The following is a 13,925-nucleotide window of genomic DNA, read 5'->3' on the forward strand; positions in this document are numbered from 1 at the left end:
AAACAAATGTTAATTGGCGATGGTTTCATGACGGATGGCCCACCAGATCTTGAGGGCATCCACAGTTTGTTCCACATCGTGCACACGCACGATATACGCACCCCGTTCCGCAGCGCATACCGCCGCTGCCAGGCTGGCGGCGATCCGCTGCTGCGGTGGCCGCCCGCCCAGGATCGCGCCGAGCGTCGACTTGCGCGACAGGCCAACCAGCAAGGGCAGGCCATCAACCGCCAGTTGCGGCAACTGGCCCAGCAGCCGCAGATTATGATCCGGCGCCTTGCCAAAGCCAAAGCCTGGATCGAGCGTGATGCGGCTTTCAGCCACGCCGGCGGCGCGCAGCGCGTCCACGCGCTCGCGCAGGAAACCAGCGACCTCTTGCACCACATCCTCGTACTGGGGTTGCTCCTGCATGGTCTGCGGATCGCGCTGCATATGCATCACGCATAGTCCGGCCTGCCCCGCCTGTGCCTCACTCACCGCCTCGACGGCGCCAGGCATGCGAAAGCCCCAGATGTCATTGATCAAGTCCGCCCCGGCCGCCAGCGCCGCGCGCATGACTTCCGGCTTGTAGGTATCGATGGACAGCGGCCGGCCGCAGTCGCGCAGCGCCTCGACCATCGGCAGCACGCGCTCCAGCTCCTGGTCCAGCGGCAATGCCGCCGACCCTGGCCGGCTCGACTCGCCACCGATATCGATGATGTCCACGCCTTCGGCAATCATGCGCTCGGCATGGCGCAAGGCGGCATCGCGGCCAGCATGCTGGCCGCCATCGGAAAAGGAATCGGGGGTGACGTTCAGGATGCCCATCACCAGCGGACGGCGGTCGCGCGCGAAGCGGTAGCGGCCGCACTGGAAACTCAAATCGGTTGAGATCGACGACAAGATACGAAAGGACGAGAGCCAGGAAAGTGGAAAAACACGGCGCGACGTACGCGCCGACAAAGAAAAAGCCGGCGCACAAGGCGCCGGCTTCAGGCTTGGTGAACGACCGCTACAACCACGACAACCGCGCCAGCGCGTTCCGGATTACCGGAACGCCGGCGGCACTATCGTGCCGGCCATCCCGCTCAGGCCGTGGCCGGAGCGTTGGTCGGAGCCACCGGCGAGCCACCCGACGGCGTGTTGCCACCACCGTTCTGGCTGGACGCGCCACGCGGCGGCCGCGGCGGCTTGCCCGCCATGATGTCGTTGACCTGGTCCGCATCGATGGTTTCCCATTCCATGAGGGCCGCAGTCATGGCTTCGACCTTGTCGCGGTTTTCCTCGAGCAGGCGCTTGGCCAGGCCATATTGCTCGTCGACGATGCGGCGGATTTCCGCATCGACCTTGACCTGGGTAGCTTCCGACACCGTCTTGGACGACATCTTGCCGAACATGCCATCTTGCTCGGTATCCACGTACACCATGGTTCCCAGGGTGTCGCTCATGCCGAAGCGGGTGACCATGTCGCGAGCCGTCTTGGTGGCGCGCTCGAAGTCATTGGAAGCACCGGTGCTCATGGCGTTGAGGAAGACCTCTTCCGCCGCGCGGCCGCCAAACAGGATGGCGATCTCGTCGAGCATGTTGTCCTTGTACTTCGAGTACTTGTCGTGCTCCGGCAGCTGCCAGGTCACGCCCAGTGCCCAGCCGCGCGGCATGATGGTGACCTTGTGCACCGGATCCGCCTTGGGCAGCAGCTTGGCCACCACCGCATGGCCAGACTCGTGGTACGCGGTTGCGCGGCGTTCTTCCTCGCGCATGACCGTGGACTTGCGCTCCGGGCCCATGTAGATCTTGTCCTTTGCGTCCTCGAAGTCCTGCATGTCGACCACGCGCTTGCTGCGACGGGCGGCGAACAGTGCGGCTTCGTTGACCAGGTTGGCCAGGTCGGCGCCGGAGAAGCCCGGGGTACCACGTGCAATCACCGAGGCGTCGACATCATTGCCGATCGGCACCTTGCGCATGTGGACCTTGAGGATCTGCTCGCGGCCGCGGATGTCGGGCAGGCCGACATACACCTGGCGGTCGAAACGGCCCGGGCGCAACAGCGCCTTGTCCAGGACGTCCGAACGGTTGGTCGCGGCGATCACGATCACGCCCGAGTTGGCCTCGAAACCGTCCATCTCGACCAGCATCTGGTTGAGGGTTTGCTCGCGCTCGTCGTTGCCGCCGCCCATGCCTGCGCCGCGGTGACGGCCGACCGCATCGATTTCGTCGATGAAGACGATGCAGGGCGCCTGCTTCTTGGCATTCTCGAACATGTCGCGGACACGGGCCGCGCCCACGCCGACGAACATTTCAACGAAGTCCGAGCCGGAGATGCTGAAGAACGGCACCTTGGCTTCGCCGGCGATGGCACGCGCCAGCAGCGTCTTGCCGGTGCCCGGAGGGCCGACCAGCAGCACGCCGCGCGGGATACGGCCGCCCAGCTTCTGGAATTTCTGCGGATCCTTGAGGAAGTCCACCAGTTCGATCACTTCTTCCTTGGATTCGTCGCAACCGGCGACATCCTGGAAAGTGACCGCATTCTGGTTTTCATCGATCAGGCGCGCGCGCGACTTGCCGAAGGAGAAGGCACCGCCTTTCCCGCCGCCTTGCATCTGCCGCATCATGTAGAACCAGAACACAATGATCAGCAGGGTGGGCCCGAGGTAATACAGGGCCTGCACCAGCAGGTTGGGCTCGTCGTCTGCCTTGCCGGTAACCTGGACGCCGAACTTCATCAGGTCGCCAACCATCCAGATGTCGCCCGGCGAGATGATGGTGTACTTCTGCCCTTCCTTGGGCGTCACCACCAGATTGCGGCCTTGCACGTCAACCCGGCCCACCTTGCCGGCCTTGGCATCATCCATGAACTGCGAATAGGTGACGCCTTCCTGCGTGCGGGGCTTGTCGAACTGCTTGAAGACGGTAAACAACACCAGCGCGATCACGAGCCAGATTGCCGCCTTTTGAAACAGGTTGTTATTCAAGGCCAAACTCCTTTACGAACGCCTTGCCAACGGGATAGCTGCATTGTAATGCAGCGCCCGGCGTGGGGGTAAAAAGCAAATTCATCGAAGCGATAGGCACCGCTTCACCCCGCCGACTTGAGGAAACGCCCAAGAATGAAGGTCTCGGAAGACTTATCGCGTGACGCCTTGGGCTTGCGTTTGGCGACCACCTTGAACTGGCGCTTGAACTTCTCCACGATTTGGCTGTAACCGCTGCCATGGAAACACTTTACCAGCAATGAGCCCTCCGGCTTCAGATGGGCCTGGGCAAATTCCAGCGCCAGGTCACATAAGTAATCGATACGGGCCGCATCGGCAAAGGCTACACCGGACAAGTTGGGGGCCATGTCCGACAAAACAAGATCAATCTTTGCCCCGCCGGACGCTTGCAGCACGATTTCCTCCAACTGGCGGAAAACGTCCTCCTCGCGGAAGTCACCCTGGATGAATGTGACGTCAGCGACAGCTTCCATCGGCAACAGGTCAATGGCAATCACCGCGCCATCAATGCCGCCGTCCTTGGCGCGCGAAGATGCCGCCAGCTTGTTGCGGGCGTACTGGCTCCAGCTGCCGGGGGCCGCACCGAGGTCGACAATGACCTGGCCGGGACGGATCAGCTTGTCCTGCTCGTCGATCTCCTTCAGCTTATACGCTGCACGAGCGCGGTAGCCCTCGCGCTGCGCCAATTTGACGTAGGGATCGTTGATATGGTCGTGCAACCACGCCTGATTGAATTTGTTCTTGGCCATTCCGGATACATCTGTATGGAGAAAAACGCCGCCGACCCGCGGTCGCCCGTGCGTTTTTCACTCGTTTTGCTGTTTTTGCAGCCTGACCGCGCCAGTTTGACGGATAATACGCGCCGATTCGCTTTTTCGGCACTTCGGTGCCTTGGTTTGCGCACCACTTGCGCGCCCATTTGCGCCCTCGCCTGCGCTTTACTTATGCCCGCTCTTCAACTTATTCCCGCCCAGCGCTCAGAACTCCGCTCCCGTGCCCATGGCCTCAATCCGGTTGTGATGATCGGCGGCGAGGGTCTTACGCGCCCCGTCCTGGCCGAAATCGACCGTAGCCTGGCGTCTCACGACCTGATCAAGATCCGCGTATTCGGCGACGACCGCGAAAGCCGCATCGCCATGTACGAAACCATCTGCGAAGATCTGGACGCCGCTCCGATCCAGCATATCGGCAAGCTGCTGGTGGTATGGCGCCCGGGCCCGGCCGTCCTGAAGGAAAATCGTCCGCAGGAACTGGGCCGCCTGGCCCCGCGAGGCGGCGCCGCCCCGCGCACTGTCACGGTCAAGAAGCCTAGCGCCGCGCCCAATCGGCGCCCCAAGCGCTCGCAAGTGACGGTGCTGGGCAATGAACGCGTCACCGCCGGCGGCAACGTCAAGCGCGCGCGCGTCCGCCCGACCAGCCAGAAGAAGAAAGCGCTCGACTAATGTCGAAGCCATGCCAGCGCGCCCGCCCGGGCCGCCGGCATGGCATAAGGGACGGCCACCCGCGCTCGCCCCTTGCGCCTCACTCGCCAGCCGAGCGCGGCGCCGCTGCGCGCCACACCGTGACCAGCGCCAGCAAGCTGTGCACCAGGTAGAACACGCTGGACACGCCATGCAGCATGCCGAATTGCCCTTTGTAGGGCGACTCGGACACGCCCATGCCAAGCGCCGTCGCCTTCTCCTTCAGGTTTTCCATGAAGGGCTGGATACCGAAATACCCCGCCAGCACGCACAGCAGCATGCCCAGCACAAGCCAGCGCAGGCCACGATAGCGTCCCGCGCCACGGCGGATCATCAGGTTGCACAGCGCCAGTTGCAGCACACCGACCACCACGCCGAGGATGGCTTCGGTCCGGAACAGCTGCCCGGCGATCAAGCCCGCCGTCTCGCGGCTGGGCAGCACGGAAAACAACGTCGGCGCCACCATGTAGCCCACTGTCCACAGACTGCCGGCCCAGACCACGGTCAGCAGGAGGAAGATCCGATGCGGCAGCGGCGGCAGGCTCGAATAGGAGGAAGAGAACACGCAGCCTCGTTCAGACGTAGCGAACCGTGATGACTTCGTATTCGCGCTCGCCGCCAGGGGCCAGTACGATCGCCACATCGCCCTCGAACTTGCCGATCAGCGCACGCGCGATCGGCGAGCTGACGGAAATCTTGCCGCTGTCCAGGTCAGCCTCGTCGTCGCCGACGATCTGGTAGCTCACGGGCTTGCCCGATTCCAGGTCTTCGAGGTCAACGGTAGCGCCAAACACGATGCGGCCGTCGGTATCGAGCTGGGTCGGGTCGATGACCTGCGCCGCCGACAGCTTGGACTCCACCTCGATGATCCGGCCTTCGATAAAGGCCTGCTTTTCCTTGGCGGCGTCGTACTCGGCGTTCTCGGAGAGGTCGCCTTGCGCACGTGCTTCGGAAATGGCGTTGATCACGGCGGGACGTTCGACGGCCTTCAGGCGCTGCAGTTCCTCTTTCAGCAGCTCGGCACCGCGCTTGGTAATCGGAATGCTCATGTCTTCGTTCAGCAAAAAAATGAGCCGCAGCGGAGCAGGAACCATGCGCCGGCATCACTGCCCGGGGCACTTCCGCTCAACCGCGGCTTTGAGGTTGTCAGGTTGTATCGACGGTTAGATCGACGAAATTGCTGTTAGTTTAGGCCAAGACGGCCGCCCGCAGCAACTGCGGGCGGCCCGGAGGCCTTCAGCCGTCTACTCTACCGTCTTTCGGTCTTCGCGCTTCAGGCCAGCGAGGCGTGCAGGCTTTGCAGGTCATAGACCTCCAGGCTCTGCATGTGCTTGAGGCCCTCCACCGCGGCGCGCGCGCCGGCGATGGTGGTGTAGTAAGGCACCCGGCTGGCCAGCGCCGAGATACGGATCGAGCGCGAGTCGGCGATGGCAGTACGGGTTTCGTCCACGGTGGTGAACACCAGCGCCAGCTCGCCGTTCTTGAGCATGTCGACGATGTGCGGACGGCCGTCCTTCACCTTGTTGACCACGCGCACCGGGATGCCGGCGGCTTCGATGGCCGATGCGGTGCCGCGGGTGGCGACAATCGGGTAGCCCATGTCGTGCAGCATGCGCGCCACGCCAACCGCGTGCGGCTTGTCGCTGTCCTTGACGGTCAGCAACACGGTGCCCTTCTCCGGCAGGCGCGAGCCCGCGGCGAGCTGGCTCTTGAAGAGGGCCTCGCCGAAGGTCTTGCCCACGCCCATCACCTCGCCGGTGGAGCGCATCTCTGGTCCGAGCACCGGGTCGACACCAGGGAACTTGTTGAAGGGGAACACCGCTTCCTTGACGCTGAAGTACGGGGGCACCACTTCATCGAACACGCCTTGCGAGTCGAGCGTCTGGCCCGCCATGCAGCGCGCGGCGATCTTGGCCAGCGACAGGCCGGTGGCCTTGGACACATAAGGCACGGTACGCGAGGCGCGCGGGTTCACTTCCAGCACGTAGACGATATCCTCGCCATTGACTTGCTGGATGGCGAACTGCACGTTCATCAGGCCGATCACATTGAGGGCTTTTGCCATCGCCGCGGTCTGGCGCTTGAGCTCGTCCACGGTGGCTTGCGCCAGCGAGTACGGGGGCAGCGAGCAGGCGGAGTCGCCCGAGTGCACGCCGGCTTGCTCGATATGCTCCATCACGCCGCCGATAAACACGCGTTGGCCGTCGCACAGGGCATCGACGTCGCACTCGATGGCGTCGTTCAGGAAGCGGTCCAGCAGCACCGGGGAGTCGTGCGAGACCTTGACGGCCTCGCGCATGTAGCGCTCGAGGTCGCGCGGCTCATGCACGATTTCCATCGCGCGGCCACCCAGCACGTACGACGGGCGCACCACCAGCGGATAGCCGATCTCGGTGGCCAGGCGCAGTGCTTCGTCCTCGGCACGGGCGGTGCGGTTGGGCGGCTGGCGCAGGCCCAGTTCATGCAGCAGCTTCTGGAAACGCTCGCGGTCTTCGGCGGCATCGATCATGTCGGGGCTGGTGCCGATGATGGGCACGCCATTGGCTTCCAGGTCCAGCGCCAGCTTCAGCGGGGTCTGGCCGCCGTACTGCACGATCACCCCGACGGGTTTTTCGCGGTCGACGATTTCCAGCACGTCTTCGAGCGTCAGCGGCTCGAAGTAGAGGCGGTCCGAGGTGTCGTAGTCGGTCGACACGGTTTCCGGGTTGCAGTTGACCATGATGGTCTCGTACCCGTCTTCGCGCAGCGCCAGCGCGGCGTGCACGCAGCAGTAGTCGAACTCGATGCCCTGGCCGATCCGGTTCGGACCGCCGCCCAGCACCATGATCTTGCGATTGGCAGTGGGGTCGGCTTCGCACTCGCCGTGCTCGGCTTCATACGTGCCGTACATGTAGGCGGTATTGGTGGCGAACTCGGCAGCGCAGGTGTCCACGCGCTTGTACACCGGGCGCACGCCGGCGGCATGGCGCGCCACGCGCACGGCTGCGGGCTCGGCGCCCATCAGCTTGGCCAGGCGGCGGTCCGAGAAACCCTTCTGCTTCAGGTGACGCAGCTCGGCGGCCGACAGGCTGTCCAGCTTGCGTGCCTTGACCAGGGTCTCGGTCTTGACGATATCTTCGATCTGGGCGAGGAACCACGGATCGATGGCGGTCTCGGCGTGCACTTCTTCCAGCGACATGCCGATGCGGAAGGCGTCGCCCACGTACCAGATGCGGTCCGGGCCGGCCTCGCCGATTTCCTCGACGATCTCGTCGCGGTCGGTGGACTTGTCATCCAGGCCATCCACGCCCACTTCCAGGCCGCGCAGGGCCTTCTGGAACGATTCCTGGAAGGTACGGCCCATGGCCATCACCTCACCCACGGACTTCATCTGGGTGGTCAGGTGGCTGTCGGCCTGCGGGAATTTCTCGAAGGCGAAACGCGGCACCTTGGTGACCACGTAGTCGATCGACGGCTCGAACGAGGCCGGGGTCGCACCGCCGGTGATCTCGTTCTTCAGCTCGTCCAGCGTGTAGCCCACCGCAAGCTTGGCGGCGACCTTGGCGATCGGGAAACCGGTGGCCTTGGAGGCCAGCGCCGACGAGCGCGACACGCGCGGGTTCATTTCAATCACGATCATGCGGCCGTCGGCCGGGTTGATCGAGAACTGCACGTTGGAGCCGCCGGTATCCACGCCGATCTCGCGCAGCACCGCCAGCGAGGCGTTGCGCAGGATCTGGTATTCCTTGTCGGTCAGGGTCTGGGCGGGCGCCACCGTGATGGAGTCGCCGGTGTGGATGCCCATCGGGTCCAGGTTCTCGATCGAGCAAATGATGATGCAGTTGTCCTTTTTGTCGCGGACAACTTCCATCTCATACTCTTTCCAGCCCAGCAGCGACTCTTCGATCAGCAGTTCGCGGGTCGGCGAGAGATCCAGGCCGCGCTTGCAGATTTCCTCGAATTCTTCGCGGTTGTAGGCAATGCCGCCGCCGGAGCCGCCCAGCGTGAAAGACGGGCGGATCACGATCGGGTAGCCGCCGGTGGCGGTCTCCTTGGCGATCTGCGTCTGTACGGCCAGCGCTTCTTCCATCGAGTGAGCGATGCCGGACTTGGCCGAGCCCAGGCCGATCTTGGTCATCGCTTCCTTGAACTTCTGGCGATCCTCGGCCTTGTCGATGGCCTCCGGCGACGCGCCGATCAGCTCGACGTTGTACTTTGCCAGCACGCCATGGCGATGCAGATCCAGCGCGCAGTTCAGCGCGGTCTGGCCGCCCATGGTCGGCAGGATGGCGTCGGGACGCTCTTTTGCAATGATGCGCTCGACCACTTCCCAGGTAATCGGCTCAATGTAGGTCACATCGGCCGTATTGGGATCGGTCATGATCGTGGCCGGATTCGAATTCACCAGCACGACCTTGAAACCTTCCTCGCGCAGCGCCTTGCAGGCCTGGGCGCCGGAATAGTCGAACTCGCACGCCTGCCCGATGATGATGGGGCCGGCGCCGATGATCAGGATGCTCTTTATGTCTGTGCGCTTTGGCATTGCACGCTCTCATTATTGGCCGGCCCGCACAATCGCGCGGGCCGCACCGGATATCAGGATTCGATTCAGTTCAGGGTGGCCGTCGCCAGCTTGGCGCCGAAGCCGATGAACATGGCGCCTACCCCGCTCGCCATGCCCGCCGACAGTCGTCGTCGGCGGCGAAATGCTTCGGCCAGCCTGGCGCCCACGAAGATGATCGTGGTCAGGTAGGCGAAGCTGCACAACTGGCACACCAGCCCCAGCGCGACAAACGACAGCGCCGGGTAGCCGAACTGCGGATCGACGAACTGGATGAAGAAGGAGATGAAGAACAGGATGGCCTTGGGGTTGAGCAGGCTCACCACCAGCGCCTTGCGCAACGGGCTGACCGCGCGGTCCACAGGCGCTTGAGCCTGCGCCGCCGTCCCGCCGTCGCTGCCACGGCGCAACCATGCGCGCACGGCACCGCGCAGCATCTGGAAACCGATCCAGCCCAGATAAGCGGCACCGATGGTCTTCACCACGTAGAACAAGGCGGGGCTGGCCTTGAGCAGCGAGGCCACGCCCGCCGCCGACAGCACCATCAGGATGGCGTCCCCCAGGAACACCCCGCAGGCACCCTTGTAGCCTTCGCGCACGCCGCGTTGCGCCGCGACGGATAGCACATACATCGAGTTCGGCCCCGGCAGCAGCACGATGAAAATCGTGCCAAGCACAAAGGTCCAGAAATCGGTAATGCCCAGCGCGGTATGCATGAAGGCGTTCATCGGGTCGTCCTGCGGTCTGCTTGTCTACGTAACTTCTCGTCTTGGCTTGAACGTGCTTACTGGCGTGCGTCGGCCATCATCTTGGTAAATCGGTCGAACAGGTAAGCCACGTCGTGCGGGCCCGGCGAGGCTTCCGGGTGACCCTGGAAGCAGAATGCCGGCTTGTCGGTCAGCGCGAAGCCCTGCAGCGAGCCGTCGAACAGCGACACGTGGGTGGCGCGCACGTTGGCAGGCAGGGTATCGGCGTCCACCGCAAAACCGTGGTTCTGCGAGGTGATCACCACGCGGCCGTCGTCGAGGTCCTTCACCGGATGGTTCGCGCCGTGGTGGCCGAACTTCATCTTCAGCGTCTTGGCGCCGGCGGCCAGGGCCATGATCTGGTGGCCCAGGCAGATGCCGAACGTGGGGATGCCGCGGGCGATGAACTCACGGGTGGCACGGATCGCATAGTCGCAGGGCTCGGGATCTCCTGGGCCGTTCGACAGGAACACGCCGTCCGGGTTGAGCGCCAGGGCATCTTCCGCGCTGGCTTGCGCCGGCAGCACGGTCACCTTGCAGCCGCGTGCGGCCAGCATGCGCAGGATGTTGAACTTCACGCCGTAGTCAAAGGCCACCACGTGGAAACGCGGCGACTCCAGCTTGCCATAACCTTGGCCCAGCACCCATTCGGTCTGGTTCCACTCGTACGGTTCCTTGACCGACACCACCTTGGCCAGGTCCATGCCGGCCAGGCCGGGGAAGGAACGTGCCAGGTCGATGGCTTTCTGCACATTGTCCTCGCCAGCGAGGATGCAGCCGTTCTGCGCACCCTTCTCGCGCAGGATACGGGTCAGCTTGCGGGTGTCGATGCCGGCAATCGCCACCACCTTTTCCTGCTTCAGGTAATGGCCGAGGGAATGTTCCTTGCGGAAATTGGAGGCCAGGAGCGGCAGATCCTTGATGATCAGGCCGGCGGCATGGACTTTCGTGGCTTCGACATCCTCAGTATTGACCCCGACATTGCCGATATGCGGATACGTCAATGTGACGATCTGCCGGGAATAGCTGGGGTCGGTGAGGATTTCCTGGTAACCGGTCAGAGCGGTGTTGAACACCACTTCGCCGATGGTATGGCCGGAAGCGCCAATGGAATAGCCACGAAAGACCGTGCCGTCTGCAAGCGCGAGAATGGCGGACGGAAAAGACGGTAACACGGGTAGGCTCCTGCTGGATTCACCCCGTGACCGACCTGCTCAACGCCTCTTGCCCCGTTTGTCCGGCGGGGCGACAGGCAGCGCGCGGATTGTCGATTTCGTCGACTGGGCGCGATGCTTGTCGCCGGGGCCGTTCGCCCGGTGCTCGATACGCCACACAAAACAATGCGGCGGAGCCAGGGCGAAATGGGGGCGGCGGAAGGTGGAATTCGGTAGGCGCTAGGGTGAGGGGTTCTGAAAGCGAAACTTTTGGATTATACCCCGCGCCACCCATTTTCTCAAGTTATCAAGGACTTGCGGACGCCTCCGCCCTCCTCAGCGGGCCCGTCAGCCCGGCGGCATGCCGGGCTGACGTTGTCATTCGCCGGCCGGCACCACCGCCGTCACTTCGATCTCCACCTTGGCGCGCGCCTCCACCAGATCGGCCACTTCGACCGCCGTCATGGCCGGAAAATGACGCCCGATGGTGGCGCGGTAGTGCTCGCCGATGGCGCGGTAGGCCGCCACATATTCCACCTTGTCCTTCACATACCAGGTCATGCGCACGATGTGCTCCGGACGCGCGCCGCCCGCCGCCAGCACCGCCACGATATTGCGCAGCGCCTGGCCGACCTGCTCGGAGAAGTCATCGGTCTCGAACTCGCACAGGCCGTTCCAGCCGATCTGGCCGCCGACGAAGAGCAGGCGGCTGCCCACCTGCAATTCGGTCATGGTGCCGTTCGAGTAGCCGCGCGGCGCGGCCCAGTCTGTTGGCTGGAGAATCTTCATGGTCGGTTTTCCGTAACGTAAGAAGTGATTGGGATCTAGGATCGGGATCCTGTTTTCTGTTTGGCCGGCTTCGCCCTACGCCCCGCACGGGTGCATCGGTGCGGACGCCGGGGCATCGGGCGCGAGGAAGCGCTCCATGGCCGAGCGGACTTCCGGCGGCAGCGCGCGCGACGCCATCTGCCCGGTGTCCACGCATACCAGCCGCTGGGCGATCTCCACCCGCACATCCCCAGCCGGCCCGACAAAGCGCACCTGCAACGAAAAGCTGCTGCGACCTAGTTGTGTCACGCGCAGCTCCCGTGTCAACAATTCGCCCAGGCGACTGGGCGCGACAAAGCGGGTGGACAATTCCGCCGTCGGCACGCCGGCCTGCCCTGCGCCATGCATTTCGGCGAAGGACCAGCCGAGCGCGTCGCGGAACCAGTCCTCGACCAGGTCATTGAGCATCTCGAAGTAGCGCGGGAAGAACACGATGCCGGCGGCATCGCAATCCTTGAAGCGCACCCGCGCGCTGTTGCTGAAGCACGCGTTCACGGCTGCCTCGCACCCTCGGGTGCCCCGCTCTGCTCGGCCATCTGCCGCAGGCGGAAACGCTGCAGCTTGCCGGTCTCGGTGCGCGGCAGCGCATCGACAAAAATCACCTTGCGCGGATACTTGTAGGGTGCGATCTCGGCCTTGACATAGGACTGCAGTGCCGCGCAAGTCTCGTCGCTTGCCGCCACGCCAGGGCGCAGCACCACATACGCAGCAACAATCTGGCCGCGCTCGGGGTCGGGCATGCCGACCACGCCGCACTCGGCCACCGCCTCGTGGCGCATCAGTGCGCTCTCCACTTCCGGCCCGGCGATGTTGTAGCCAGCCGAGACGATCATGTCATCGGAGCGTGCCTGATAGTAGTAATAGCCGTCGGCATCCGCCTTGAAGGTATCGCCCGGCAGGTTCCAGCCGTCCTTTACGTAGTTGGCCTGGCGCGGGTCGTCCAGGTAGCGGCATCCGGTGGGGCCGCGCACCGCCAGCTTGCCGACCGTGCCATGCGGCACGGGTTGCATCTGCTCATCGACGATCTGCGCGATATAGCCGGGCACCACCTTGCCGATAGCACCAGGCCGCACATCGGCGCCCGCGCTGGAAATGAAGATATGCATCATCTCGGTGCCGCCGATGCCGTCGGTCATCTCGATGCCCGTGGCCGCCTTCCAGCTTTGGCGCGTGGCATCCGGCAGCGCCTCGCCTGCCGACACGCTCTTTTGCAGGCTGGACAGATCGTAGCCCGGCGCCAGCGCTGCCATCTGCCGGTAGAAGGTCGGCGCGGTAAACACGATGGTGGCGCGCCAGGACTGAATCAGCGCCAGCAGGCTTTCGGGCGTGAGCCGTTCCGCCAGCACGGTGGAAGCCCCGACCCGCAGCGGGAAGCACAGGATGCCGCCAAGGCCAAACGTAAAGGCCAGCGGCGGCGTGCCGCAGAAGATATCGTCCGGGCCGGGCTTGAGGACATGGCGCGGAAACAGGTCACACATCGCGATCACGTCGCGATGGAAATGCACCGTGCCCTTGGGCTGCCCCGTCGTGCCGCTGGTGAAGGCAATCAGGCAGATATCATCGGCCGCGGTATCGCAGGCTTCGAAGCCGTCGGGCTTGTTCGCCATCGCGGCCTCCACCGAACCGGCGCCGCTGCTGTTGAAGTACAGCGCCTGGGTCAGGCTCGGGCAATGGTGCTCGCCGCCTGGCTTGAGGTTGGCCTCCAGTTCCTCGCGCAGGCGTTCGTCACACAGCGCGGCGCTGACTGCCGCGCGGTCGATCACCTGCTTGAGTTCCTTCGCGCGCAGCAGCGGCATGGTCGGCACAGCGATCAAGCCTGCCTTGACCACGGCCAGCCAGCATGCCGCCATCATCAGGTTGTTTGGGCCGCGCAGCAGCACCCGACTGCCCGGCACCAGCTTCATGTCGCCGGTCAGCACATGGGCAATGCGATTCGATAGCGCAGCCAGTTCGGCATAGCTGACGGTACGGTGCGCGCCGTCTTGCTCGTAGCGGATTGCCACACGCTCGCCGCGCCCCTCGCGCACGTGGCGCTCGACCAGTTCGAGCGCGCAGTTCATGCGCTCCGGATACCGGGTATCGGCGTTGAACAGGAACGCCGGCCACTGCTGCGGGGGCGGCAGGCGGTCCAGTGCATAGGTATCGAGATGGGCTGTGCTCGCCATGTTTGTCTCCGCTTCCTTCATTCTGGTGATGCTGGTAAGGGTTATCCGGTTATCCGCTCG

Annotated in this window: 12 protein-coding genes; 1 reads left to right on the top strand and 11 read right to left on the bottom strand. The window is 64.1% G+C overall.

Annotated features, from left to right (window positions below; genetic code table 11):
* Positions 1 to 9: 9 nt before the first annotated feature.
* The 3 genes from folP to RR42_RS13490 all read right to left on the bottom strand — a co-directional run bounded on the left by folP (position 10) and on the right by RR42_RS13490 (position 3,721).
* Entirely contained in the window at positions 10 to 873 is an 864-nt protein-coding gene (folP, locus tag RR42_RS13480; RefSeq protein ID WP_043352070.1) for a dihydropteroate synthase, read from the bottom strand.
* A gap of 194 nt (positions 874 to 1,067) precedes the next feature.
* Entirely contained in the window at positions 1,068 to 2,951 is a 1,884-nt protein-coding gene (ftsH, locus tag RR42_RS13485; RefSeq protein WP_043347603.1) for an ATP-dependent zinc metalloprotease FtsH, read from the bottom strand.
* Between the two features lie 104 nt (positions 2,952 to 3,055).
* Positions 3,056 to 3,721: an RlmE family RNA methyltransferase gene (locus tag RR42_RS13490; RefSeq protein ID WP_043347605.1), complete on the bottom strand. Its 666-nt coding sequence runs from the start codon at positions 3,719 to 3,721 to the stop codon at positions 3,056 to 3,058.
* 195 nt (positions 3,722 to 3,916) lie between these two features.
* Between RR42_RS13490 and RR42_RS13495 the strand changes: the two genes are divergently transcribed.
* Positions 3,917 to 4,414 (top strand): YhbY family RNA-binding protein, encoded by a 498-nt coding sequence (locus tag RR42_RS13495; RefSeq protein WP_043347609.1) that lies wholly within the window; start codon positions 3,917 to 3,919, stop codon positions 4,412 to 4,414.
* Positions 4,415 to 4,493: 79 nt separating this feature from the next.
* On the opposite strand, the gene RR42_RS13500 is transcribed toward RR42_RS13495, so the two are convergent.
* The 8 genes from RR42_RS13500 to RR42_RS13535 all read right to left on the bottom strand — a co-directional run bounded on the left by RR42_RS13500 (position 4,494) and on the right by RR42_RS13535 (position 13,865).
* Positions 4,494 to 4,997, bottom strand: a complete 504-nt coding sequence (locus tag RR42_RS13500) for a DUF4149 domain-containing protein (RefSeq protein ID WP_043347610.1) — start codon at positions 4,995 to 4,997, stop codon at positions 4,494 to 4,496.
* Between the two features lie 10 nt (positions 4,998 to 5,007).
* Positions 5,008 to 5,481 (bottom strand): transcription elongation factor GreA, encoded by a 474-nt coding sequence (gene greA / locus RR42_RS13505; protein ID WP_043352072.1) that lies wholly within the window; start codon positions 5,479 to 5,481, stop codon positions 5,008 to 5,010.
* A gap of 224 nt (positions 5,482 to 5,705) precedes the next feature.
* Positions 5,706 to 8,954 carry a carbamoyl-phosphate synthase large subunit gene (gene carB, locus RR42_RS13510; RefSeq protein ID WP_043347612.1) on the bottom strand — a complete coding sequence of 1,083 codons (3,249 nt, stop codon included), beginning with the start codon at positions 8,952 to 8,954 and terminating at the stop codon, positions 5,706 to 5,708.
* Positions 8,955 to 9,019: 65 nt separating this feature from the next.
* Complete coding sequence (gene leuE, locus RR42_RS13515) at positions 9,020 to 9,700, bottom strand: leucine efflux protein LeuE (RefSeq protein ID WP_043347615.1); 681 nt, start codon at positions 9,698 to 9,700, stop codon at positions 9,020 to 9,022.
* Between the two features lie 56 nt (positions 9,701 to 9,756).
* Positions 9,757 to 10,893, bottom strand: a complete 1,137-nt coding sequence (gene carA / locus RR42_RS13520) for a glutamine-hydrolyzing carbamoyl-phosphate synthase small subunit (protein ID WP_043347616.1) — start codon at positions 10,891 to 10,893, stop codon at positions 9,757 to 9,759.
* Between the two features lie 357 nt (positions 10,894 to 11,250).
* Entirely contained in the window at positions 11,251 to 11,661 is a 411-nt protein-coding gene (locus RR42_RS13525) for a RidA family protein (protein WP_043347620.1), read from the bottom strand.
* A gap of 75 nt (positions 11,662 to 11,736) precedes the next feature.
* Complete coding sequence (locus RR42_RS13530; RefSeq protein WP_043347623.1) at positions 11,737 to 12,195, bottom strand: acyl-CoA thioesterase; 459 nt, start codon at positions 12,193 to 12,195, stop codon at positions 11,737 to 11,739.
* A complete protein-coding gene (locus RR42_RS13535; protein WP_043352074.1) occupies positions 12,192 to 13,865 on the bottom strand; it encodes an AMP-binding protein in 1,674 nt (557 codons plus the stop codon). Before RR42_RS13535 ends, RR42_RS13530 begins: the two co-directional genes overlap by 4 nt.
* Positions 13,866 to 13,925 lie beyond the last annotated feature (60 nt).

It is taken from the genome of Cupriavidus basilensis (assembly GCF_000832305.1).
GTDB classification, from domain to species: Bacteria; Pseudomonadota; Gammaproteobacteria; order Burkholderiales; family Burkholderiaceae; genus Cupriavidus; species Cupriavidus basilensis_F.

Coding starts and splice junctions, on each gene's coding strand:
- greA (WP_043352072.1), bottom strand. CDS start 5,481: ATGAGCATTCCGATTACCAAGCGCGGTGCCGAGCTGCTGAAAGAGGAA.
- carB (WP_043347612.1), bottom strand. CDS start 8,954: ATGCCAAAGCGCACAGACATAAAGAGCATCCTGATCATCGGCGCCGGC.
- RR42_RS13495 (WP_043347609.1), top strand. CDS start 3,917: ATGCCCGCTCTTCAACTTATTCCCGCCCAGCGCTCAGAACTCCGCTCC.
- RR42_RS13535 (WP_043352074.1), bottom strand. CDS start 13,865: ATGGCGAGCACAGCCCATCTCGATACCTATGCACTGGACCGCCTGCCG.
- RR42_RS13525 (WP_043347620.1), bottom strand. CDS start 11,661: ATGAAGATTCTCCAGCCAACAGACTGGGCCGCGCCGCGCGGCTACTCG.
- leuE (WP_043347615.1), bottom strand. CDS start 9,700: ATGAACGCCTTCATGCATACCGCGCTGGGCATTACCGATTTCTGGACC.
- RR42_RS13490 (WP_043347605.1), bottom strand. CDS start 3,721: ATGGCCAAGAACAAATTCAATCAGGCGTGGTTGCACGACCATATCAAC.